The organism is Bacillus cereus group sp. MYBK79-1, assembly GCF_051915365.1.
Lineage (GTDB): Bacteria > Bacillota > Bacilli > Bacillales > Bacillaceae_G > Bacillus_A.
In genome coordinates this window covers 89,330-113,643 of record NZ_JBQAEO010000006.1, presented here as the reverse complement: position 1 = coordinate 113,643, position 24,314 = coordinate 89,330, and the positions used below count along the sequence as shown (strand labels likewise).

Sequence of the window (24,314 nt, the reverse complement as noted above, 5' to 3'; positions counted from 1 at the left end):
TTATTTTTGTCAATTATTATAGTCGTAATGACAATTATAATTGACAAAAATAAGGATATTATTTACAATTTTAATTAAATAAACGAAAAAGAGGGAAGACATGAAGCTTCAAAATCGAGTGAGGGAATTGCGGGCAAAGCATCGTTTATCACAAGGGGATTTAGGGAAAGCAATTGGATCATCGCGGCAAACGATTAGTTTAATTGAGCGCGGGGATTATGCACCATCTATTGTATTGTCGTTAAAAATCGCACACATTTTCAATGTACCAGTGGAGGAAATATTTACGTTAGTGGAGGGGGAAGAGGATGATGAAGAGTAGAGTAAATGGGAAAATGTCGGCTATACTGAAGCTGTTAGTAGGAGCGGTATGCGGCGGGTTTATAGGGTATGTAGTAGGAGATATTGCAACAGAGGGGACTAGTAAAATATCTCCTGTTATTAGCATTGGCATGATGAGTTTATTTGGCGTAATAGCTATATATTATATTTGGAAGCGTACAAGAGCGCTCGCACAAACGAAAGATGAAGAAGAAAATGTTAAGGGACGAAGATTAGGGATAGCGCTTATTTATTTTCGAGTAATGGAAATTGTTATTCCATCATGGTTTGTTTGCTCAGTTATCGCTTTTTATAGAATGTATACAAGTGAGGGTAACTTGTTCTTTGTTAGTGTAAGTATTGTGGTATCTACAGTGTGCTTTATTGCTATAACTTGGTTAGGATCTGTAATGAGGAAAAGGTATAACGCTCTATATCCAGAACAGAGTGTTACGTATTCTCAGTCAATGGAAATGTGGGCAAAGAATGCAGATGAAGGGCAAAAACAAATTGTTCATGAAGCGGGATATAAGGCATACCAATACACAAATATGACACTTGCCTGTGCGTGGTTAGTGGCGATTGTGTATGCATTTTTAGATGGGAAAGGTTATTTTATGGTCATTATGATTTCGTTCGTTTGGGTTTTACATGTTGGAACATATATGTACGAAATGCACAGAAAAATGATTTATTAAGGGGAGAAAAAGGTGGATATTTTAAGAAGGCCAGCTGGTTCTATGACGGTGGCGTTAGTTTTGTCCATTTTATACGGAGTAATTCGAACTGAGAAATTAGAAGTAATGTTGGATATATGGGCATTATTTGGAATCTTTTTATTAGTGCTAGCTATTCATGAGCTAGGACATGTAGTATTTGGTTTAATAGGTGGTTTGAATTTTAAATTCATGACAGTAGGGCCGATTACTTTTCAAAAAGAGAAGGGGAAAGTACGCATTCGAGAAAATAAATTGTGGATGTACTTTGGAGGCGTGGCGATGTTAGTGCCTCCTTCTATAGAGACACCGAACCTTTCAAAAAAATGGGCGTGGATGACTTTAGGTGGACCGATTACAAGTTTACTATTTTGTATTACTTTCGGTTACATATACATGGTGAGTTATTATCAATATCTTTTATATTTTTCTGTTTTTCATTTTATCATTTTTGTGCTTACAATTGTGCCGATAAAAGGAACGTTTTTGAGTGATGGTATGCAATTTCTTATTTTAATTAAAGATGATGAAAAGGCGAAGCAGCATTTATATAATATTCAAGTATCAAGTGAGTTATTTAGTTATAAAAGGCCGAAAGATTGGGATAAGAGATTAATAGAACTTAGTGAGGAAAAATTAAAAGAAGATAAAAGTATAAGAGATATAATGAGCGGACTTATGCTCGTTTTTTATGCCAGAGCCGATCAAGAAGGAATGGAAAGAGCGATACCATATATAGAACCAATTGTTCAACTACCTGTAACAAAAGAAAATAAATATTTCGTTAGTAGTTTTCATAGTTGGCATCTTTTATATAAAGCTCTTTATCAAATGGATAGTTTTTCTCTGCAAGAAGCGAAGAAACATGGGAAGGCTATTACAAAAATAGACTTACATGGGTATTATCGTACACAAGGAATTGTGAAATATGTAGAGGGCGATATGGAAGCTTCCAACGTTTATATGAGGAAAGCGGATAAAGAATTGAAGAGCGCTGAGAATAGTGAAATGGGATATTTACAATTAGAGAGAGAATGGTTTGAGCAGCTGAAAGAGAGGGTATCTTACGATGGGTGAGGTATCCTCTTTTTTCTATGTCGTTTTATGCCGTTCCATAAAAAGTCTGGGGCGAGTAAAATAAGATATGAAGAGCAAAGCTTGGAGGAATTCTAGATGGAAATTTTAACGATTATTTTAATCGTCTTGCTCATTTATGTTGTTTTTAAAGTGGCATATGTAGCATTAAAAATACTCGCGATCTTATTAATTATCTTTTTAATCGTAGAGTTCGGCAGTAAATTGCTTGGGGGATAGGGTATGTTGAGCGCTTTGGGTGTCGAAGCGTTAATATAATGAAAAAAATCGTTGATATATTTCGAGGAATATCAATTGGGGTATGTGGAAAAGAAGTTGCCGTGGAGGTAGCTTCTTTTTATTTGTTTATAAATTGTTTATTTTTACCTTTTATTCTTGTAGTAAGGAGGCGGTAAGGATGAAAAAAGCGGTTTTAGAAGTAAGAGATGTGACGAAAAGGGTGAAGGGAAGAACGTTGTTAAGTCACATGTCTTTTTCTGTTTATAAAAATGAAATTTGTGGTTTTGTTGGGCCAAATGGTTCAGGGAAGACGACTCTTATTCGAACGATTATGGGATTAATTCGACCAAATGAAGGTGAAATCTTAATTAATGGCAGTAGCGTACAAAAAAATCGGAAAGAAGCTCTTCAGCATGTGGGTGCAATTGTAGAAGCGCCAATTTTCTTCCCTTATATGTCAGGGCGAAAAAATTTACGGAATTTAGGTAGGATTACGCTACGTAATGGTGGAGAAGTTCTTGAAAAAAAGGTGCAGCAAGTATTAGAAGTCGTCGGTTTAGAAAATCGTGCTGACGATAAAGTTGGTACGTATTCGTTAGGGATGAAGCAGCGTTTAGGGATTGCGCAGGCGCTTCTTGGGGATCCAGATTTTATCATTTTGGATGAACCGTCTAATGGATTAGATCCAGTTGGAATTAAGCAACTTCGTAAAATTGTACTCGATTTACAGCGTGAGAAGGGAATAACTTTTTTCATTTCTAGTCATTTAATTCGTGAATTGGAACTTATGTGTGATTCATGGGTCATGATTCGTGAAGGATCACTAATATGGCGGGGGACGACGGAAGAGTTACAAGGAAGAAATAAAGAATTAGAAGATATTTTCGTGGAGATGATGAGCTCATGATGATGTTAGTACGCTCGGAATGGGAGCGGATTTGGGCTAAGAAAGTAACATGGCTTTGTTTTTTGATGATACCTGTGATGTTACTTGGGGCTGCGAAGTACTATTTGAAACATAATCAAGAAGTAGAAAGGATAGCAGTTGATTATACATATGCAAATTCATTCCCAGTGCTTGCATTATCAGAAATGCTTATGAGTATATGTAATCTTGTTTTACTCGTTTTGATTGTCCTTGTGTTTGCTCAAGAGTATCACAGTGGTCAAATTCGGATGGTAATCCAAAGGTCATACATGTATTCCGAAATTCTTATTGCGAAAATAATTACGATATTAGCAGTAAGTTTGCTATTTATAGGTGCCTATTTTATTTGTAGTTATTGTATTGGTTATATTTTCTTTGAGCATGAACCGAATATTCTTTTGTTTTATCATACGGAAAAAACGAATGCACTTGGCGTTTTCTTATACTGTATTTCTTATTATGGGATTGCTTATCTTACTTTAATAGCGATGGCTAGCATATTAATTATGCTTTCGGTTATAAGTAAATCGATAACAAGTGCAACACTTCTTGGTATGGGATTTATTATATTTTCTTTTGGATATCCAGCGATGGCGTTAGTGATAGGGAAATCACCGACTTTTCTTTATATTAATTATTCGTCTTTAATTAAATTGCAACATGAGGGAATTGCTATAGCTTTATCTGGTAGTTCACGGCTGATTCTTTTTGGATCTGTAATTTTAATTGTATACATTGCTGTTTGTAATGTTGTAACAGTTTATTGGATAGGAAAAAAAGATAATTTTGTGTGAGGTGTGAAGAATGAGACAAATACTTATAAGCGAATTTGAACGGATGTTTGATAGAAAGAAGACGAAAGTATTAATTGTTATTTTTGGACTGTTACTTATTTTGCACAGTGTATGGGTTCATACTTTTGGAGTTGCTATTTACGATACAAAAGGGACAGAAGCAATCTTAAGTAATTTGAACTTTCCTGTTGCAGTTACAAGAGAATGGTATTTTACGCTATTCTTATTAATTTTTCCAATCTTATTTATTGATAGTTTTAATAGCGAAATTTCATCTGGCGCATATCGTCTTGTCATGATCCGTCCGGTAGGTAGGTGGGAATTATTATTGGGAAAATGGATTACTCAAATGAGTATTGTCAGTTTATTTTTGTTAATAGCATGTATAGAGGGTTATATATATGGAACATTTTTTATAAGGCACGCAGAGGAGACATTCTTTTTGGATAAACAAGTCATTTATGGAACGGGTGCCTCTATTTTATACACTGTAAAATATTATTTAATATTATGGTTTATCGCAAGTGCTTTAATCATGTTGAGTAGCTTTGTAAGTCTTTGGTTTCAAAACTCTATTATTACATATTTTGTGATAGTAGGTTTACTAGTAGCTTGTTTGTATGTGAGTGAAGAAATAAGTTATTTTGTAATTGGAAGTGAATCGATTTTAAGAATATTAAGTGAGGGGAAAGTAACATTTTACCTAATAAATGGTACAATTTTAGGAGGATGTGCAATAGCGGCTATGTTTAGTTGGTGTAAAAAAGATGTATTTAATTAGGAGGGACTTACCGTGACGGACAAAATACTACTTGTAGACGATGAACCGGATATTCTTACATTTATTGAAGATAGTCTTGTCATGGAGGGGTATGAAGTAAGAAGTGCACTAAATGGTGAAGAGGCTTTGAAAAAATTAGATAGTAGCGTGGACCTTATTATTTTAGATGTTATGTTGCCAGATATGAATGGATTTAAAGTGTGCGAGAAGATGAGAGAGTCTTATGCATGTCCCATCTTATTTTTAAGTGCCGATAGTAGTGAACGCTCTCGTATAGAAGGTTTATTGATTGGTGGAGACGATTATATTAGTAAGCCGTTTAGTTTAAAAGAGTTGAAAGCGAGAATTATTGCTAATTTGCGTCGTACGACAAATTTAAGCATGATGGATCAAAAGGAATTTCTACGCTATGGAAGTATATTAATAGACTTACAAAACTATGAAATAATGGCTGGAAAAGAAAAAATTCACTTTACAAAAAAGGAGTATGAAGTAGTGAAAATGTTAGCACTCCATGCCGGCCAAGTTTTGACGAAAGAGCAGCTGTTTGAAAAGATTTGGGGATATGATAGTGAAAGTGATGTCTCTACTATAGTTGAGCATATAAAGAAAATTAGAACAAAGCTTAGTGTATATGATAGAGAATATACATATATTCAAACGGTGTGGGGAATTGGGTATAAGTGGAGTGTACAAAATTGATGCAAAGGTTACGGATTAAACAACAGCTAGTAATTGGCTTCTTAATAGTTTTAATTGGTAGTTTAATACTGACGGTTTTAACGGCGGCTAGTGGTTGGTATTGGCTAACGAAGAATGGGAAAGTATTTCCTGCAAATTATTATGAACAGAAAATTCCTATGATAAAAGAATACGTAAAAGATAAAGGCGCATTATTGTTAGATGAGAAAGAGCGAAATGAACTAGAGAAAATTGTCCCTAAAGAGGGAATTAACTATCAAATTGTTAATAGGCAAGGAGATATTTCTTATGGTACATATAACAAGAAATTAATAACAAATGAGAGACCAATTTGGAGTGTTATTAATACGAATATTTATGAGGAAGATGATGATACTGAAGTTACGACATATTTGCCTTTAGTAGATAGGAATGGAGATTTACAAGGAGCGATAGGGTTTAATTATCATTTGACAATATCTACTGCTTCGGCAGTCGATTCCTTTTTTGTAATCTTATTTTTAGCTTCACCCTTTATATACATTACCATTTTATCCTATATCGTTTCAAACCGAATGGGAAAAAGAATAAAGAAGCCTCTTGCTGAGCTATCAGAGGCTTCAAAACGAATCCAAGAGCAGGATCTAAACTTTCATTTAGAATACAACGCGCAAAATGAGATTGGTGAATTAGTCGGTTCGTTTGAAAATATGCGCGCAGCATTAGCTACCAGTTTGTCACGACAATGGGAGTTAGAAGAAGAAAGAAGAGAATATATTAGAGCTATTTCTCATGATTTGAAAACGCCGCTAACGATTGTGCAAGGTCATACAGAAGGATTGCAAAGTGGCTTATGGAAAAATGAAGATTTGTTACATCGTTATTTACAAACGATTGAACGAAACACAAACAGAATGACAAAACTTCTTGAGGAGTTCCAAACAGTAAATGAGTTAGAAAGCTTTGCATTTCAATTACGTTTAAATAAAGTGCATATAAACCTATTTTTTCTAAAAAAACTAGAGGAATATGAATGCATAGCCAGGAAAAAAGAAATTGAGTGGGACGTCACCTTTGAAAATAATAAGGATGTACAAAGCTTAATATTTGACCAAGAGCGGATCAGTCAAGTAATGGATAATATCGTAATGAATGCAGTTCGGTTTACCCCCGTGTCAGGGAAGGTGCTCGTTAAAGTGTGTACTTGGCATGACACAATAGAGTTTCATGTATATGATTCAGGGCCTGGTTTCCAAGAAGGAGATTTAAAAAAAGTATTACAACGTTTTTATCAAGGAGATCAGTCACGCTCAGGAAGCAAGGAGCACTTTGGACTCGGTTTATATATTGCTAAGACAATTGTTGAGAAGCACGGCGGTAAAATACAGATAGAAAATAGCGAGGTGCGAGGTGGGGCACATGTTTCGTTTCGGATTCCGAGCGGAGGTATGTAGGAAAGAAGTTGCCGTGAGGGTAGCTTCTTTTTATTGTGGTGACGGAGTATGAAAAACAACATAAAAAAGCTGGAAGAACATCTTCCAGCTTACGAGTTACTTTCAATTTGGCGACCGTTTTCTTCTTCGTTGTCTTGTAATAGGTTGAATACATCTGCTAGGCAGAATGCAATGAACCAAGTCCATAGACCGTGGAAGAAAGCTGAGCTTAATTGAAGTGGTAATGTATAGTTAGTCATTGAGTAGGAAATACATCCGCCAACGATTCCGATCATTGTTAATAACATTGTTTTTTGTGCATTTTCTTCTGGATTGAAGAGGAAGAAAATGTATCCGCCTAAAATTGAAGCGCTTACAAGTGTTTCGATTCCATTAAAAATGATATTCTCTCCAAGCTGAGTGTTTGTCCAGAAGCAGATTGTTCCGCCGATAATAGCAAACAGGACAGCTATTGTATATCGTATATATTGATTCATATGTTCATCTCCCTATGTAATAAGATGATTTGGAAGTCAAAAAGGTAGGTATAGTATATTGAAGTGAATTTTAGTTGTACGTATCTTTTTTTATAAAAAGATCAGTGAAGAATAACTAAGATGATCGGCTTTTTGAAAACCGTTACGTGTATGGTGTCTGAAATATACCCGACTGCTCGTTTCTTTTTGCTTATTAAAATAAGAGAAACTTCCAAGTCTATATACTCTTTTTTTGTGAGTCTGCTTTCATTATAACACATTTAGGGTCACAATAATAGAATTATCTGATTTTGTAATAAGTGTAAAAAATAAAAAGCGCAAGGAATTCCCATTAACGGTGCAGTTTAGCGGAAGAAGGATTTTAATTTATTATGATGAAATAGAAGAAGGGGACTTAATACTATAAAAATGTTTTGTAACATGAATGTAAGGGGGGGAGAGTTAACTTGGAGATCACAACAGAAAGATTAATAATTAGACCTTTTAAGAGTACTGATTTACAGGATGTATTTGCTATTTATAATAATGATGATACCTGTAAGTTCCTATTACATAATAAGTGGACTCATGAAGACATGCAGGAAAGGTTTAATAAGAAGCTAGCAAACAATGTACTTACTAAAGAATCGATATTAAGTTTGGCAGTTATATACAAGACTAAAGTAGTTGGTGATTTATCCGTATGGTACACAAATATGAAAGATACTGTTGAGGTTGGTTATAGTTTTTTAAATGAAGTAGCTGGCAGAGGTTTGGCAACAGAAGCGGTAAGTAGTTTGGTATTTAAATTATTTAATGAATGTAATGTACATCGTATACAAGCTAATCTTGATGCACGTAATACAGCTTCAAAAAAATTGTGTGAGCGAATAGGCATGAGAAAGGAAGCCCATTTCATACAAGATTTTTGGAATAAAAATGAATGGACAGATAGTTTTGTATATGGAATGCTATCCTCCGATTTGTAGTAATAAACTTCGTGATTTTATTATCCCGCTTTAATGGGCAGTAAGACCCCCACCTCAAAATTCAGCGGAAGCAAAGAAGTTAGGTGGGGGTCGGGCTGCCCATTAAAGTCCGATTGGTGAGGGCTGATAATCAGTGGGGGATGAAGAAAACCCCCACTGATTAAAGTTTCACTTTATGCTAAAGGGTGCGTTAGTTGAATAACAAAAGGCATAACATATAATATGTTATGCCTTTAATGTATTAACTTTTTTATATGCGTTTGAAACGGCCGACAATTTCAACTGTTTCAGTAATGTTCATGAATGCTTTGTTATCCACTTGACGGATAATACGTTTCATTTCGCCTAACTCATAGCGAGTCACGACAGTGTAAATCATTTTTTTCTTATGGTTTGTATAGCCGCCGACAGCATCTACCATTGTCACCCCGCGTATGCCGTGATGTAATAGTGCGCTTTTTATTTCCTCGCCTTTTTCTGTAACGGTCATTATCGTTAATTTAATATGTTTCGTATGCACAGCATCGATAACTTTGCTGACTACAAACCGGCTAATTAACGTATAAAGCGTAATATCCCATCCGAAAATAAATCCTGCTGCAACAAGTAAGATCAAGTTGAATCCAAAGATGATTGCTCCAATCGAAATATCTCGATGTTTTGCTACAATCAATCCAACAACATCAAAGCCACCTGTTGAAGAAGCAAATCGGAATATGATTCCGGAAGCTGCTCCGCAGATTACACCACCAAATACAGAAGAAAGTAAAATATCATCTGAAACTTGGTGTACCGGGATAATGTTCATCGCTAACGATGATACAGCTACAAAGTACGCTGTTAAAAAGGTTGTCTTCTTGCCTAAGTAAAAGTGACTTAAAATAAGAAGAGGAATGTTTAGTAAAAAGATAAGTGCACCGATATTGTAGTGCATTAAATAACCGATAATCATCCCTACACCAGCAAAACCACCGCTAATCATGTTATGCGGGATAAAGAACATATTCATAGAAATTGCATACAAAATAGAAGCTATAAAAATAACAACCAACTGTATGATGAATTCTAAGTGAAATGTTTTAGCTGCTGGGAAGGATAAAAAGGCGGTGTCGGGAACGTAATCGGCGTCTCCTAGTTGACCCATAGTATGTTTCATCTCCATATTCATTTTTGATTACAAGAAGAGAATAAAGGTTTTTTCAAAAACTGGCAATAGTTTTATTATAATGCGAAAATTTTATAAATTTCTAACAAATTAAACCTATACAAGGATACGTGTGAATATACTAAAGAAAGCGAATACATTGGTTTTCTAGCATAGTTTTCTTGAGAAAATATGCAAAATACTTTTTTGACGATAAAAGGAAATAGAGAATGTCTGCCTAATGTGCTAAAATGACCTTATTAAGGATGTGAAGCGATGGAATTTTTATTGCAGGATGCAATTCTATATATATCGTTTGTAACGACAGCGCTTTGTTTATTAGAAGTTTTCTTCCTTGCTAATGTTTCCCGCTTTGTGCGTCAGCAAGCATCAAGTGGTAGACAAAGAGCTTTTAAACTAGTTAATACATGCGAAGATAGTGCGGGGAATGTATCGCTATTTTCAATTTTTTATAAATATGGAATGATTCGCTCTGTACGCAGACAAGAATCAAGTGAAGAGAATGACGAGGTCGGTCCGTATACACCAATGTTTCGCTAAATAATTACGAAACATTGGAGGAATGAACATGTTAAAATCATACCGAGCTGTGCTCGTTAGTTTATCATTATTACTTGTTTTTGTTTTATCTGGTTGCAGTAATGCAGCCCCAATTGATGCACATAGTACGGGAATTTGGGATCATTATTTCGTGTATCCAATCTCGTTTATGATTCAATTTGTTGCTCATCATATACCGGGAGCTAGCTTCGGGATTGCTATCATTATTATGACGCTTGTTATTCGTTCAGCCATGATTCCGTTAGCTGTTTCGCAATATCGTAGCCAAGCAAAAATGAAAAAAATGCAACCTGAACTGCAGAAGCTGAAACAAAAATACGGTGATGTGGGTAAAGATCTTGAAAAACAAAAGCAGTATCAAAAGGAAATGTCAGAACTAATGAAATCAGGCGGTTGGAATCCACTTGCTGGTTGCTGGCCACTATTAATACAAATGCCGATTTTCTCTGCTTTGTATTATGCGATTAGCCGAACAGAAGAGATTCGCACATCTTCATTTTTATGGGTGAACTTAGGACATGCAGATCCTTATCATATATTACCGATTATCGCAGCGTTAACGACATTTATTCAGATGAAAGTTTTCCAATCTAATATTACACCTGGAGAACAAGTACAGATGCTGAAAATGCAGCAAATTATGATGCCGGCAATGATTCTATTTATGGGATTTGCAGCGCCATCAGGACTTGTGTTGTACTGGATAACGGGTAATTTATTTACAATGACACAAACAATTGTATTAAGAAGAATAATGGAACGTGAAGAATTACAATTACAAAAAGCATAGCGAAACACCGCTCATCATGAGCGGTGTTTTTTATTTGAAGCGTTAAGGAAATTTTAAGAAACCAACATTACTATAGGCATTGTATACGAAAGTGTACATGCTTTAGAACTATGAAGGAGGAAATTTCCTATGAAGAAGAAAACAGTTGGGTATTTAGCGATTGCAGGTGCTTTATCACTCGGAATCATTGGAGGAGTCGGCATTCCGGCATTCGCGGCAACGAATACTCCAGCAGCTGACCAGTCTACAAAAACGGCGAAAAAAGATTTAGATGACGCTACAAAACAAAAAGTAAAAACGATTATGGCCGATACAAAGAAACAGTTAGAGGAACTAGGTGTAAAGCTTCCAGAGAAAGAAAAACGTAAAGATATGTTTGCTAACTTAGACGAAGCAACAAAAGAAAAAGCGAAATCAATTTTAGAGCAAGAGAAATCCGGCAAACTAACACGTGAACAAGCACAAGAAGAATTAACGAAACTAGGCGTGAAGTTCCCGGAAAAGGGTAAACATGGAGATATGTTTGCTAACTTAGACGAAGCAACAAAAGAAAAAGCGAAGTCAATTTTAGAGCAGGAGAAGTCTGGGAAATTAACACGTGAGCAAGCGCAAGAAGAATTAACGAAACTAGGCGTGAAGTTCCCGGAAAAGGGTAAACATGGAGATATGTTTGCTAACTTAGACGAAGCAACAAAAGAAAAAGCGAAATCAATTTTAGAGCAAGAGAAATCCGGCAAACTAACACGTGAACAAGCACAAGAGGAATTAACAAAGTTAGGCGTGAAAATGCCGGAGGGTAAGCGTAAAGATATGCTTGCTGACTTAGATGAAGCAACAAAAGAAAAAGTGAAGTCAATTTTTGAACAAGAAAAGTCTGGGAAATTAACACATGAACAAGCAAAAGAAGAATTAACAAAGCTAGGTGTGAAACTTCCAGAGAAAGAGAAACGTGAAGACATCTTTACGGGATTAGATGAGGCAACAAAAATAAAGGCAAAAGCGATTTTAGAAAATGAAAAGAAACAATTAGAGGAATTGAATGTGGATCTTCCGCATCATAAAGTGAAACTTTAATCAGTGGTGCATTTCCACTGATTATTAGCCCTCACCAATCGGGCTTTTACGGACAGTTAATCTTCCAACTTCATCCCTGTATTCGCTGGAGTTTAAGGTGGAAGTTTTACTGCCCGTTAATGCGGGGCAAGTTTTTTATGAAAAAAGATGAGAAATAATTGAGTGAACTCGTATCTTTCGTGTGGGCAACCGAAAGGTATGTATGTGAGGAGACTTTCTTTTAGAAAGTCTCCTCTTACTTATTGTCGTTTTTGGTTGGTAAATCGATATATTTCGAAAATCGCTGATATAGTTTGAATTACGGTCGATATATTTGAAAAATCGCTGATATAATTTTTTACCGCTACACTGTTCCAAAGATACTAGGGAATTAGAGAAGTGTCGTAACTTCTGTTATAATATAAGAAGAGCAATATTTCTTATGTTATATAAAAAATATATTGATTTTTTCTAACAATTCAATATAATGAACAATAACTACAAAATTCGACATCAAGAAGTGATGATGAGGACATGATCAATTTTTTACGATTCTCAGAGAGGGAGGCCTTTGGCTGTGAGCTTCCTAATACGGAAAAATGGATTACCACCTCTGAACTGCAGCAGTGAACGGATACTTAGTAATTGCTTGCCGGCAAAAACCGTTATTTAGACTTGAGAAATTGGTGAAGTGTGTCACTTTGCGAATTGAAACAAGGGTGGAACCACGAATACAACACTCGTCCCTTTTTTAGGGAGGAGTGTTTTTTTATTTCATTTTTGCATCACACTAGAATTGGAAGGAGGATACTCAGCATGCATCATGATGAGAAGAACAAAATTGGTTTAACGGTAGCACTTTCTATCGTAGTAGGAACGATTATTGGATCTGGTGTGTTTATGAAACCAGGGAGCGTATTAGATTACTCGGGAAGTTCTAATATGGCGATTCTTGCTTGGGTAATTGGTGGTCTGTTGACGCTAGCAAGTGGTTTAACAGTAGCTGAAATTGGAGCGCAAATCCCGAAAAATGGTGGGTTGTATACGTATTTAGAGGAGATTTACGGAAGTTTTTGGGGATATTTATCAGGCTGGATGCAAACGATTGTTTATGGACCAGCTATTATTGGAACATTAGGGTTGTACTTTAGTTCTTTAATGATTAATTTTTTCTATTTAGATAAAGTATGGAATTTACCAATCGCAATTGGAACAGTGGTGTTCCTTGGCGTTGTAAATAGTATGGGAACAAAATATGGAGGTATCGTCCAAACGGTTACGACAATTGGGAAGATGATTCCGATCGTTTTAATTGTTGTGTTAGGTTTTTGGAAAGGAAATAGCGATATCTTTAACGTAGTTGTGCCGATATCGGAAAATCAAAGTATCGGGATGGCAATTTTAGCAACGTTATTTGCGTATGATGGCTGGATTCTACTTGCTTCGATTGGTGGAGAAATGAAGAATCCAACAAAGTTATTACCGAAAGCCATGACAGTTGGGATTTTAATTGTAACAGCTGCTTACGTACTAATTAACTTAGCGTTATTAAATGTATTACCAGCAACGCAAATTGTAGAACTTGGAGAAAATGCAACAGCAACAGCTGCGGGCATGTTACTTGGAGAATATGGCGGGAAAATTATTAGTATCGGTATTATCGTTTCTATTTTTGGTTGTTTAAATGGAAAGATTTTAACGTTCCCACGTATCCCGATGTCGATGGCAGAACGTGGACAACTTCCATTTGCTAAGTTTATTGCAAAGGAAAGCCCAAGATTTAAAACGCCAGCAAATGCGATTACTGTTGAAATCATTTTAGGAATTATTTTAATGATTATTAGTGATCCGAATAAGCTATCTGAGATTTCCGTATTCATTATTTATATTTTCTATGTAATGACGTTTATTGGTGTCTTCATTTTAAGAAAACGTAATAAGAATAAAGAGCGTGCATACAGTGTACCGTTATTCCCGATTGTACCAATCGTTGCAATTTTAGGATCATTGTTTGTACTTGGAAGTGCGATTATTAATGATCCGGTAAGTTGTTTCTTATCAATTGGAATGGTCTTTACTGGACTTCCGGTGTATTGGTATTTAAATAAGAAGAATAAAACTCGTGTTTAATAATTAGAAAACAGGCGTATCATACGCCTGTTTTTTTATTGTAAAAAAATTGTACTTGTTTTCAATTTCTTTTTTGGTTACTATAATCGTAGTAACCAAAAAAGAAAGCGTGGGGAAAGACTTGAATTTTCGTGTGTATATTTTAGCTATTGCGGCTTTCGTAGTCGGAACGGTTGAGCTAATTATAGGAGGAACGCTCGATTTAGTTGCCAATGATTTAGGCGTATCTATTAGTGCAGCTGGTCAGCTTATAACAATATTTTCAGTAGTATTTGCTTTATCAGGTCCGGTTTTATTAGCGTTAACAGGGAAGTTTGAAAGAAAAAGCTTATACATTGGGGCATTATCAATTTTCTTAATCGGAAATATTATTTCAGCATTTAGTGTGAATTACGAGATGTTAATGTTCTCAAGGGTTGTTTGTGCAGCGAGTGGTTCGCTTATTATTGCACTGTCAGTAACACTTGCTTCTAGTGTTGTAGAACCGCATTTTCGCGCGCGTGCAATTGGAATCATTTTTATGGGGATTAGTGGATCACTCGTACTTGGAGTACCACTTGGCCTTGTACTCGGAAATGCATACGGATGGCGTGCACCATTTGTCTTAATTTCGGTATTAACAGTTATAGCAATCGCTTGTATTTCATTATTCTTAACGAAAGTACCACCGACATCGGTATTATCAATAAGAGAACAAATTGCTACGTTAAAAGATAAGAAAATCGTAAGTGCACAGTTAACATCATTTTTATTTTTAACGGGTCATTTAACACTATATGCTTATTTAACACCATTTTTAAAAGATGTGATGCATGTGGAAGCGAATTGGATTAGTGTATTTTACTTCATTTTTGGAATCGCAGCGGTACTTGGGGGTGGCCTTGGGGGCTTGCTTGCTGATAAATGGGGATCGAAGAAAAGTATTATCTCCATTATTATCGTATTTGCGTGTGCAATCTTCATATTGCCGATGATGACATTCTCATTCCCGCTGTTCATTATTATGATGGGACTTTGGAGTATGCTGAGCTGGGCTATTTCACCAGCACAACAAAACTATTTAATTGAAATTGCACCAGAGTCAGCTGGTATTCAGCAAAGTTTAAATAATTCTGCCCTTCACTTAGGGATCGCGCTCGGTTCAACAGTAGGCGGAGTGGTTATTGAAAAATCATCTGTTATATATAACGCTTGGGTAGGCGGTGGCTTTATTATATTAGCGCTGCTTTGTGCGATTTTCTCTATTACGAGAGGACGTTCTACTCAGTTTGCAAAAGAAGAATCTATCGTTTGATAGGTTCTTTTTTTGTTTGTAAAATTTTGCAGGTTTTAGTAGAAAGGTGGAGAATTTGTATGTAGCGAGGTGAGGGGAAAATGATGTTCAATTTCTCGATATTCGGTATAATACTTGCACTATTGCCGATAGTTGTAGTTGTTTTTGTATTAGGGTGGATTCGTGTCATCTATCAAAATTCAGAGAAACAAGTGGAGCAAAATGAGAAAATTATTGAGTTGTTGATGGAGATAAAAGAGGAAAATAAAAAGGAGTCTAGGTGAAAAACTAGACTCCTTTTTTATCATTTAATTAATACCTCAATTTCCTCAACAAACTCTTAATTTCCTCATCTTGCATGAAGAGATCCAGATGCTTCTCTGTAATTTTTGCAAGTGCAACGTCGTGATAGAAAAATTCTGTAAAGAACTTTACAAAAGGTTGTGACATTGTTTTCATTGCTTGCCATGACTCTTGCTCTACACCAGCAAATAAAATTTCACGATCGTCAACGATGAGCAACAAGTAGCGTTCTAATGCGTTAGGTTCTTCTGTTGGGATTAGAAAATGCATGTTGTCTAACTCTGTTTCTACTTTTCCAACTATAAGCGATTCGAGTTTGACGCCTTGTTTCGCCTTTTCTTCTAATGAAGGCAGATATTCTAAAAGAGTATCATTCCAAGCTGAAATGCGAATCGATTCTTTTGCACTTTCGATGAGTTCTTTACTTTGAACTCGAATAGAAGATTGCATTTTTAAGCTCCACACACGGTCATCTGTAAATGATTTTTTTGATATATTCGTTTCCAAGTCTTTAATATTTGATTGAAATTCTGTCGTTAATTTTTCAATTGCTAGCTTGAGTGGTAATGCTGTATACAGCTTTTTCTTCTCTGAAACAGAATCCATTACCATTCCCTTATCGATCAGGCGTGCTAGCACTTCATATATTTTTGCTTTTGGAACACCAGAATGCTTCACAATCGTTGTAGCATCTAGTGGTTCGTTGCTTGATACGACAACTTCATAAGCTTGGCTTTCATATTGTGAGAAACCGAATTTTTGTAACATAGTTCCCTCCGAACGAATGAGATGATATAGCTTAAGGATAATGAACTATTTGTTTTTGCACAAGTGGTAGTAGGTTTTCTACTCAAATTGAGATGAGAATTAATTTCAATTTTTTAATTTTATCTATTATACTTAATATAGTGATTAATGTAATTACAATACAACGAGAAGGGGTTGCTAGGGGGAAGATGTTGAGAAGTTTACGTTTAAAAATTGCGGTAGTATTTTCGGTACTTATTTCAATGATGTTCGTAATATTAGGTACAGCTATGTATCAATTACAGAAAGAAAAGGAAGTGCGCTCCTTAGACCAGTATTCTGAAAATACGATGGATCTTGTGACAGAGCAACTTACGACATTTGTTCAAAGAACGGATGAAGATATGGGGTATTATGCGAACAGTGAGATGATTCGTAATATGCTTCAAGACGGAGTTACTCCAGAAGAAGAAGCATTTTTGACGAAAGAGTTTTCAGAGTACAAAAAGAATCATCCTGGTATTTTAGACTTATATATCGGTACGAAAGATAAAAAAACATTAAGTGCCAATCTTGCTGAAGGTGGACAAGTGCCAGAAGGTTATGATCCAACGACAAGACCATGGTATAAAGATTCAGAAGCTGATGTGAAAAAGGTTCACTGGGGACAACCTATGTATGAAATTGCAACAGGTAAGTTAAGCGTGGGAGTTTCTAAAGCAATTACAGCTCAAGATGGATCTGTATTAGGTGTTGTTGCGATGGATGTATCACTTGGAACAATTCAGAAGTTACTTCATAATATTCAATACAATAATGGCGGAGAAATGTTTATTATAAATGATAAAAGTATGGCTCTTGTTTACCCAGAGAAAATCGGGAAAGATGTTTCGAAAGAGCCACTTGTGAAGAGTTTAAATAAAGAGGTAACAAAATATGCTGTCACTACATTAAAAGGTGAAGATGTAGTTGTTTATAGCCAGTCATTTGATTTGATGAAATGGAAAATAGGGATTTTTTATCCGAAAGAAACGATTGATGGGCTATTAAATAGTACGAGAAATACAGTCCTTATAATGGCATGTATTAGCTTATTAGTTGGAATCGCAGCTTCATACTTGTTCTCAAGAAGGTTAGCAAGACCGCTGCAACTATTAACGAATCACGTTCAAAAAGTAGCAGAAGGTGATTTAACGTTGCAAATGAAAGTGACAAGTAAGGATGAAGTTGGAGAGCTGACGAATCACTTTAATCATATGGTTGAGCAAATGAATGAAATGGTAAGCAAAATTAAAAATAGTGTATCAACAGTGCAGCAATCAACGAATAATCTACATTATTTAACGAATGAAACTGTAGCTGCTAGTAGAGAAGTATCAGGTGCAATGGATGATGTGAGCGGAGGAGCGTCTACTCTTGCTAATAGTGTAGATGAAGTTTCAGAGCAACTCGAGAATATGGCGCAGTCAGTGGAACAAATGAATCAATCCGTTGGTGAAATAAAAGGAGTGGCTGGCAAAGCTGAAGAGGCATCTAAGCAAGGATTACATACGATGCGTAATTTAGTTCGTACAAGGGGCCAATCATCTTCGATTGTTGTTCATACAGAGGAAGCCTCCGGAAAGTTAGAGCAAAGAGTTGGATCGATTCAAAATGTGGTAGAGCTTATAAAAGGTATTTCGGATCAAACGAATTTACTTGCTTTAAATGCTTCGATTGAGGCGGCGCGTGCAGGTGAACAAGGTAAAGGTTTTGCTGTTGTTGCTGAAGAAGTTCGAAAATTAGCGGAGCAATCAAAAGCAGCAACAGTAGAAATTGCGAAGATGATTGGTGATGTACAAGTAGAGGTAAGGCGAGTTGTAGAAGTTGTAAGTAAATTGAAAGATATTGCGGATATACAAAATAAAGTTACGACCGAGGCAGAAACGGAATTCCGTACCATTATGTCAGTTGTAAATACGATTAGTACGTCAGTGGAACAAATTGTAGCAGAGGTACATAACATCGGTCACGAGCAAGGAGAAATTACAGCGGTAATGCATACAATTGCCGGTACGAGTCAAGAAAGCGCAGCTGTTTCTGAAGAAGTAAATGCTGCAACTGAATCACAAGTGAATCATCTAGAAAAGGTAGCTCATACGATGGAAAGTTTGACGGAGCATATGAGAGACTTAGAAAGATTAGTTGAGCAGTTTAAAATAGAGGAATAACAAATTAGTAAAATGATGAGTATTTCGGTAAAATAGACAATGGATATATAAGAAGCGATTATAGGAGGAAGACTACTATGGCAATTGTTGACGTATCGATTATTCCAGTAGGAACTGGTAATCCAAGTGTTAGTGAATATGTAGCAGAAGTACAAAAGGTGTTAGAGAAAAATGCAAATCGCGTGAAATATCAATTAACACCGATGAATACAATTATTGAAGGAGATCTTCCTGTCATTCTAGAAGTCATTCAACAAATGCATGAAGTTCCATATACGAAAGGTGCGCAGCGCGTTGCGACAACAATTCGTATCGATGATCGTCGTGATAAAGTAAGCACAATGGAGAAGAAATTAAACTCTGTTCGATCAAAATTATAAAGAAAAGCAGCGATTTTCGCTGCTTTTTTCATATAGGAGGTAGATAAGATGAGTGAAAAGTTTAACGAACAATTTGACGGGTTGTTAGAGAAATACACGGAACTATTACTTGGAGAAAGCAATGAAGAGAGAAAAGAACAGGTGCAGAAGTGGGCACTGTATTCTTACATAGCAAAGACGATGCCGGCTTTAGTGAAGCATTGGAACGAGACGTATCCTGATGCGAAAGAAGAGATGGTACAGTTAATTACAGATATTAAAAAGCTGAATGAAGAAAAGAGAAATGAGCAATAAAAAAACTTGAGGTAAATATAATCTTAAGTTTTTTGTATTAATATCCTCATATAATTTACATGGAATATAAAGGGTTTTATAAGCATGTCGAATATTTTCGACATGCTTATTTTGTGCCTAGTAAATTCGTTTTTTCTAAATGTCGAAAAATATTTCCTACATATTTATAAGCGAAAATATAGGGTTTTAAATGTTTTTATAGTATTTTATAAATTATCTAAATAATTATTTGTATCCAATAATTTTAAACAGTGATATAATTTCGAAGAGGGGTAAAAAACAGATAAATCACAGTCATAGGGGTGAATTAGATGGAACAATTAATGCGAAATTCGTTTCTTTTCTTGTCAAAAAATAAAGCGCTAACAAAACTGGCTAAAAAGTATGGTTTGCGCTTTGGTGCAGGTCGCTTTGTCGCAGGGGAGACAATTGAATTAGCGACAGCAGCTATTCAGGCATTGAACAAGCAAGGACTTTGTGTAACGATCGATTATTTAGGGGAATTCGTTGATAATGAAGCGGAAGCAAATGAAATGGCTAACCAATCGATTGAAGCGATCCGTGCAATCGGAAGAGAAGGTCTTGATTCGCAGCTTTCTTTAAAAATGACTTCTATGGGATTAGATATCTCTGATGAAATCGTAATGAACAATATGCGCCGTATTTTAGAAGCTGCAAAAGAAAATGGTGTGTTTGTTACTATTGATATGGAAGACTATACACGCTGCGGAAAGACAATTGATATCTTTAAACAGTTAAAATCTGAGTATGATAATATTGGTACAGTTATTCAAGCTTACCTATATCGTACAGAAAAAGATATGGAAGAATTAAATGCTTATAGCCCTAATTTACGTCTTGTAAAAGGAGCTTATAAAGAACCTGAAGAGGTAGCGTTCCCTGATAAAAAAGATGTAGATGATAACTATAAAAAAATTATTAAAATGCACTTATTAAATGGAAATTATACTGCAATTGCTTCACATGACGAAGCGATTATTGAATATACGAAAAAACTTGCCGAAGAACACAACATCCCAAGAGACCAATTTGAATTCCAGATGTTATATGGTATTCGTAATGAGCGTCAACTTGAGCTAGTAAAAGAAGGTTACAAAATGCGTGTTTATGTGCCTTATGGAAACGACTGGTATGGCTACTTCATGCGTCGTCTAGCAGAGCGTCCAGCAAACGTGGCGTTCGTATTAAAAGGTATGGTTAAAAAATAACCAAGGAGAAAATACTCCTTGGTTATTTTAATTGCTGAAATGCGTAATGTGCCATTTTCTTCGTATCAGGATATAGTTGCGTGCGAGTAGAAGATAATACAACATTAATGACGCGTTTACCGTCTTTTTCATCCACTGTTACGACCGTATATTTTCCGAGTGCTGATAGACCGCTTTTACTTCCAATTGCATATGGATCGTCATATAGTTCTTCTCGTCCATAGTTTGCGATGTTTGGAGAGCGTTCTGAAGTATGTAGAGTTGTACGCGTTGAATTCATATATTCTAAAACAACTGGGTACTTTAATGCTTCTTTCGTAATCATAGCAATGTCATATGGTGATACTTTGTTTCCGAGTGCATCAGCACCACTTGCGTTTTTAAAAGTCGCATGCTTTGTACCAAGTTCCTTCGCTCTAGCATTCATCATTTTTACAAATTCATTTTTTGACCCTGCAATATGTTCTGCGATGGATTCAGCTATTGGGTCTGCGCTAATGATAAGCATCAGTTTTAATGCCTCATCACGCTTTAACTTTTCCCCAGCACGTAGTTTAATCTTCTTACTTTGACTTTCCGTTTTAATTGCGTTCTCTGTAATCGTAATTTCTTCATCTTCTTTTACATTCTCTAGTAAAAGAAGGGTGGTCATCATTTTGGCTATACTAGCCGGATAAGAGCGTTCGTCTTCTCGTTTTCCATACAAGACTTCACCTGTGTCTGCATCAATTGTAATGGCGTATTGCCCAGTAATGCTAGGTTGATCGGCTCTTACAGCTTGTTGTCTTTGTGCGTAAGAGAAGAAAATCATCCCTGTAAATAGTGTAGCAATCATTACAATCATAACTATTGTTCGTTTCATCATCGTTCCCTCTTTTGTTTTCCATATGTACAAATAAATTGGGCAGAAAAAGCAGCCATTACCCATTATGCCACGTTTTCTGCCCAAAAATATACCGTTATTTTTCGCCCATATTATGCTTCTTATATTGTTGGTTATTACCTTGACGGCCCTTTTCTACACCGTGATTATGCGGACCTGCATTTCCAGTTACACTTGCGGCGCTAATTCCAGCTTTTGAAGGGTTCTTCTTAAGTTTTGCCATATATATTCCTCCAGTTTCGTCAGATTATAAAAAGGAAAAGTGTATTTGAGTGAAGAAAATACATACATATAGCATGGGCAAATAAAAGAAAAATATTTATTTCAGAAAATTTTATCAATAAATATATTGCGAAAATTCAAACTGTATCATATATTTATTAGTAGAGGCTCACTCATTGATTGCGACTTATGTCGAAAAATTGAATGAGCATTCATTCAAGAATAGGGGGAGAATTGGATGTTCCAAATTAAAAAGGCTGCTGTTCTAGGTTCAGGCGTAATGGGTTCAGGGATTGCGGCACACTTAGCTAATATTGGTATTCCGACATTATTGCTTGATATTGTACCACCTGCGCTAACAAAAGAAGAGGAAGCGAAGGGACTTACATTAGAACATAAAAGTGTGAGAAATCGTTTTAGTAATACGGCACTGCAAAAACTATTAAAGCAAAAACCAGCTCCTCTGACAGTGAAAGGAAATCTAGCACTGATTGAAGCAGGTAACTTAGAAGATGATCTTGAGCGTCTAGCTGATGTAGATTGGATTATTGAAGTAGTTGTTGAAAACTTAGATATTAAAAAGAAACTATTTGAAAAAGTAGATGCTGTTCGTAAACCGGGTTCTATCATAAGCTCGAATACGTCAGGCATTTCAGTAGAAAAAATGGCAGAAGGTCGTTCAGACGACTTCCAGAAACACTTCTTAGGCACACACTTTTTTAACCCACCACGATATTTAAAACTTCTAGAGGTAATACCGACGAAAGAAACAGATCCACAAGTATTAAGCTTCATGAAACTATTTGGCGAAGACGTTCTTGGAAAAGGCGTTGTTATCGCAAAAGACACACCAAACTTTATTGGAAACCGCATCGGTACGTACGGTTTATTAGTAACTCTTCAAGAGATGATGAAACGCGGCTATAGCATTGGGGAAGTTGATTCTGTAACAGGCCCACTTATTGGCCGCCCGAAGAGCGCAACATTCCGTACATTAGATGTTGTCGGTTTAGATACATTTGTACACGTTGCAAATAACGTATATGAAAACGTACAAGAAGAAGAACGTGATGTATTTAAAGTACCAGCTTTCATGCATGACATGCTTGATAAAAAATGGCTTGGAAGTAAAACAGGTCAAGGCTTCTTCTTAAAACAAGGAAAAGAAATTTTAGAACTAAATCCTGAAACGATGGAGTACGAAGCTCGCAAAAAATTAAAAGCTGCATCTATCGAGTTAAGTAAACAAGAAAAAGGTTTATCGAATAAATTGAAAGCGCTTGTATACGCGAAAGACCGTGCAGGAGAGTTGTTATGGAACATCATCACACCAACTCTTTTATACTCTGCAAAACTTCATAAAGAAATTGCTGACAATATCGTTGCAATTGACCAAGCGATGAAGTGGGGCTTCGGCTGGGAGCAAGGACCATTTGAAGTTTGGGATGCAATTGGCGTTGAAAAGTCCGTTCAAAAGATGGAAGAAAACGGCGCAGTTGTTCCGACTTGGGTGAAAGAAATGGTAGAGAAAGGTTTCACTACTTTCTATAAACATGATAACGGAGATAGCTACTATTACGATAATGGCGAATATAAGTTAATCGAACGTAATAAAAAGGCAATTTCTCTTAAGCAATTAAAAGCGAAAAATGGCGTATTAAAGAAAAATAGCGGAGCGAGCTTAGTTGATTTAGGTGATGGCATCCTTTGCTTAGAATTCCATTCGAAGAGCAATGCAATCGGTATGGATATTACGCAAATGATTAACTACGCTGTTGATGAAGTAGAGAAGAATTATAAAGGTCTTGTTATCGGTAACCAATCGAAGAACTTCTGCGTTGGTGCAAACTTAGCAATGATCTTAATGGAAGCACAAGATGACAACTACTTTGAAATTGAGTTGGTTGTGAAAAACTTCCAAGATGCAATGACGAAAATTAAATACTCTTCTAAGCCAGTTGTAGCAGCACCATATGGTATGACGCTCGGCGGAGGTACAGAAGTTTGCTTACCAGCAGCTAGCATTCAAGCTTCTAGCGAAACGTATATGGGCTTAGTAGAAGTTGGTGTTGGCTTAATCCCTGGCGGAGGCGGTAATAAAGAGCTATACATTAAACACTTAAATAAAATGCCAAACGGTGTAGAGTTTGATCTGCAAAAAGTTGCGAATAAAGTATTCGAATCTGTAGCGATGGCGAAAGTTTCTACATCAGCACAAGAAGCTGTATCGAACAACTTCTTAGGCGATAAAGACGGTATTAGTGTGAATGGTGATCACTTACTATATGATGCGAAACAAAAAGCACTTGCTTTATATGAAGCTGGCTATAAAGCACCAATCCGTAAAAAGATACCAGTTGTTGGTGAAACAGGATATGCAACTCTTGTACTTGGTGCAGAAGCAATGCATTTATCAGGTTACATTTCTGAACATGATCTTCACATTGCGAAGAAACTTGCATATGTCATCGCAGGCGGAAAAGTGCCGTACGGAACAGAAGTTGATGAGCAGTATTTATTAGATGTAGAACGTGAAGCATTTATTAGCTTAGTAAGTGAGATGAAATCACAAGCAAGAATGCAGCACATGCTTGTAAAAGGAAAGCCATTACGTAACTAATAACGAGGGGAGATATCGTTC

The 24,314-nt window shown here is 36.1% G+C and carries 26 protein-coding genes and 1 other annotated feature; of the genes, 21 read left to right on the top strand and 5 right to left on the bottom strand.

Features of this window, described 5'->3' with window-relative positions; genetic code table 11:
- Window positions 1-100 precede the first annotated feature (100 nt).
- The 9 genes from ACTFOB_RS12555 (at window position 101) to ACTFOB_RS12515 (ending at window position 6,989) form a co-directional block, all read left to right on the top strand.
- Entirely contained in the window at window positions 101-322 is a 222-nt protein-coding gene (locus tag ACTFOB_RS12555) for a helix-turn-helix transcriptional regulator (protein WP_000776157.1), read from the top strand.
- Between the two features lie 13 nt (window positions 323-335).
- Window positions 336-1,019, top strand: coding sequence for a DUF3169 family protein (locus ACTFOB_RS12550; protein ID WP_440026393.1), 684 nt, complete (start codon window positions 336-338; stop codon window positions 1,017-1,019).
- 42 nt (window positions 1,020-1,061) lie between these two features.
- Window positions 1,062-2,114: a M50 family metallopeptidase gene (locus ACTFOB_RS12545; protein ID WP_440026392.1), complete on the top strand. Its 1,053-nt coding sequence runs from the start codon at window positions 1,062-1,064 to the stop codon at window positions 2,112-2,114.
- A gap of 96 nt (window positions 2,115-2,210) precedes the next feature.
- On the top strand, window positions 2,211-2,351 hold the full coding sequence (locus tag ACTFOB_RS12540) for a DUF3985 family protein (RefSeq protein ID WP_000404784.1): 141 nt from the start codon (window positions 2,211-2,213) through the stop codon (window positions 2,349-2,351).
- A gap of 178 nt (window positions 2,352-2,529) precedes the next feature.
- Window positions 2,530-3,258: an ABC transporter ATP-binding protein gene (locus ACTFOB_RS12535; protein ID WP_440026210.1), complete on the top strand. Its 729-nt coding sequence runs from the start codon at window positions 2,530-2,532 to the stop codon at window positions 3,256-3,258.
- Window positions 3,255-4,073 (top strand): ABC transporter permease subunit, encoded by an 819-nt coding sequence (locus ACTFOB_RS12530; protein WP_440026208.1) that lies wholly within the window; start codon window positions 3,255-3,257, stop codon window positions 4,071-4,073. Before ACTFOB_RS12535 ends, ACTFOB_RS12530 begins: the two co-directional genes overlap by 4 nt.
- A gap of 10 nt (window positions 4,074-4,083) precedes the next feature.
- Window positions 4,084-4,854 carry an ABC transporter permease gene (locus tag ACTFOB_RS12525; RefSeq protein ID WP_440026205.1) on the top strand — a complete coding sequence of 257 codons (771 nt, stop codon included), beginning with the start codon at window positions 4,084-4,086 and terminating at the stop codon, window positions 4,852-4,854.
- A gap of 12 nt (window positions 4,855-4,866) precedes the next feature.
- Window positions 4,867-5,556, top strand: coding sequence for a response regulator transcription factor (locus ACTFOB_RS12520; protein WP_078418221.1), 690 nt, complete (start codon window positions 4,867-4,869; stop codon window positions 5,554-5,556).
- Window positions 5,556-6,989: a sensor histidine kinase gene (locus ACTFOB_RS12515; RefSeq protein WP_440026391.1), complete on the top strand. Its 1,434-nt coding sequence runs from the start codon at window positions 5,556-5,558 to the stop codon at window positions 6,987-6,989. Before ACTFOB_RS12520 ends, ACTFOB_RS12515 begins: the two co-directional genes overlap by 1 nt.
- An 89-nt stretch (window positions 6,990-7,078) precedes the next feature.
- On the opposite strand, the gene ACTFOB_RS12510 is transcribed toward ACTFOB_RS12515, so the two are convergent.
- Window positions 7,079-7,465: a DUF3938 domain-containing protein gene (locus ACTFOB_RS12510; RefSeq protein WP_001077770.1), complete on the bottom strand. Its 387-nt coding sequence runs from the start codon at window positions 7,463-7,465 to the stop codon at window positions 7,079-7,081.
- A gap of 446 nt (window positions 7,466-7,911) precedes the next feature.
- On the opposite strand from ACTFOB_RS12510, the gene ACTFOB_RS12505 reads away from it, so the two are divergent.
- Complete coding sequence (locus ACTFOB_RS12505; RefSeq protein WP_440026203.1) at window positions 7,912-8,433, top strand: GNAT family N-acetyltransferase; 522 nt, start codon at window positions 7,912-7,914, stop codon at window positions 8,431-8,433.
- 250 nt (window positions 8,434-8,683) lie between these two features.
- Here ACTFOB_RS12505 and ACTFOB_RS12500 read toward each other — a convergent pair whose 3' ends face one another.
- On the bottom strand, window positions 8,684-9,577 hold the full coding sequence (locus tag ACTFOB_RS12500; protein ID WP_151632290.1) for a YitT family protein: 894 nt from the start codon (window positions 9,575-9,577) through the stop codon (window positions 8,684-8,686).
- Window positions 9,578-9,853: 276 nt separating this feature from the next.
- Here ACTFOB_RS12500 and ACTFOB_RS12495 point away from each other — a divergent pair, with 276 nt between their 5' ends.
- From ACTFOB_RS12495 to ACTFOB_RS12470, 6 genes are all read left to right on the top strand, one after another.
- A complete protein-coding gene (locus tag ACTFOB_RS12495; RefSeq protein ID WP_151632292.1) occupies window positions 9,854-10,138 on the top strand; it encodes a hypothetical protein in 285 nt (94 codons plus the stop codon).
- A gap of 28 nt (window positions 10,139-10,166) precedes the next feature.
- Window positions 10,167-10,949, top strand: coding sequence for a membrane protein insertase YidC (yidC, locus tag ACTFOB_RS12490; RefSeq protein WP_426831378.1), 783 nt, complete (start codon window positions 10,167-10,169; stop codon window positions 10,947-10,949).
- A 129-nt stretch (window positions 10,950-11,078) separates the two neighbouring features.
- Window positions 11,079-12,023 (top strand): hypothetical protein, encoded by a 945-nt coding sequence (locus ACTFOB_RS12485; protein ID WP_440026200.1) that lies wholly within the window; start codon window positions 11,079-11,081, stop codon window positions 12,021-12,023.
- Window positions 12,024-12,516: 493 nt separating this feature from the next.
- Window positions 12,517-12,753 (top strand) — a binding site (T-box leader).
- Window positions 12,754-12,818: 65 nt separating this feature from the next.
- Window positions 12,819-14,132, top strand: coding sequence for an APC family permease (locus ACTFOB_RS12480; protein ID WP_440026197.1), 1,314 nt, complete (start codon window positions 12,819-12,821; stop codon window positions 14,130-14,132).
- Between the two features lie 109 nt (window positions 14,133-14,241).
- Complete coding sequence (locus ACTFOB_RS12475; protein ID WP_440026196.1) at window positions 14,242-15,426, top strand: MFS transporter; 1,185 nt, start codon at window positions 14,242-14,244, stop codon at window positions 15,424-15,426.
- An 80-nt stretch (window positions 15,427-15,506) separates the two neighbouring features.
- Window positions 15,507-15,689 carry a hypothetical protein gene (locus ACTFOB_RS12470; RefSeq protein WP_440026195.1) on the top strand — a complete coding sequence of 61 codons (183 nt, stop codon included), beginning with the start codon at window positions 15,507-15,509 and terminating at the stop codon, window positions 15,687-15,689.
- A 28-nt stretch (window positions 15,690-15,717) separates the two neighbouring features.
- Here the strand turns inward: ACTFOB_RS12470 and ACTFOB_RS12465 are convergent, their stop codons facing one another.
- Window positions 15,718-16,476 (bottom strand): TrmB family transcriptional regulator, encoded by a 759-nt coding sequence (locus ACTFOB_RS12465; protein WP_440026193.1) that lies wholly within the window; start codon window positions 16,474-16,476, stop codon window positions 15,718-15,720.
- Between the two features lie 188 nt (window positions 16,477-16,664).
- On the opposite strand from ACTFOB_RS12465, the gene ACTFOB_RS12460 reads away from it, so the two are divergent.
- The 4 genes from ACTFOB_RS12460 to ACTFOB_RS12445 all read left to right on the top strand — a co-directional run bounded on the left by ACTFOB_RS12460 (window position 16,665) and on the right by ACTFOB_RS12445 (window position 20,568).
- Window positions 16,665-18,665: a methyl-accepting chemotaxis protein gene (locus tag ACTFOB_RS12460; protein ID WP_440026191.1), complete on the top strand. Its 2,001-nt coding sequence runs from the start codon at window positions 16,665-16,667 to the stop codon at window positions 18,663-18,665.
- 77 nt (window positions 18,666-18,742) lie between these two features.
- A complete protein-coding gene (locus ACTFOB_RS12455; protein WP_023523354.1) occupies window positions 18,743-19,045 on the top strand; it encodes an MTH1187 family thiamine-binding protein in 303 nt (100 codons plus the stop codon).
- A 48-nt stretch (window positions 19,046-19,093) separates the two neighbouring features.
- Entirely contained in the window at window positions 19,094-19,339 is a 246-nt protein-coding gene (locus ACTFOB_RS12450; RefSeq protein ID WP_001290592.1) for a YusU family protein, read from the top strand.
- A 311-nt stretch (window positions 19,340-19,650) separates the two neighbouring features.
- Window positions 19,651-20,568: a proline dehydrogenase family protein gene (locus tag ACTFOB_RS12445; RefSeq protein ID WP_000436782.1), complete on the top strand. Its 918-nt coding sequence runs from the start codon at window positions 19,651-19,653 to the stop codon at window positions 20,566-20,568.
- A 22-nt stretch (window positions 20,569-20,590) separates the two neighbouring features.
- Here the strand turns inward: ACTFOB_RS12445 and ACTFOB_RS12440 are convergent, their stop codons facing one another.
- The gene (locus ACTFOB_RS12440; protein WP_132133571.1) at window positions 20,591-21,430 is read right to left on the bottom strand and encodes a D-alanyl-D-alanine carboxypeptidase family protein; all 840 of its coding nucleotides are present in this window, start codon (window positions 21,428-21,430) and stop codon (window positions 20,591-20,593) included.
- Between the two features lie 97 nt (window positions 21,431-21,527).
- Window positions 21,528-21,674: a YuzL family protein gene (locus ACTFOB_RS12435; RefSeq protein WP_001096344.1), complete on the bottom strand. Its 147-nt coding sequence runs from the start codon at window positions 21,672-21,674 to the stop codon at window positions 21,528-21,530.
- 237 nt (window positions 21,675-21,911) lie between these two features.
- Here ACTFOB_RS12435 and ACTFOB_RS12430 point away from each other — a divergent pair, with 237 nt between their 5' ends.
- Window positions 21,912-24,293, top strand: coding sequence for a 3-hydroxyacyl-CoA dehydrogenase NAD-binding domain-containing protein (locus tag ACTFOB_RS12430; protein WP_440026188.1), 2,382 nt, complete (start codon window positions 21,912-21,914; stop codon window positions 24,291-24,293).
- The last annotated feature ends 21 nt before the right edge of the window (window positions 24,294-24,314 follow it).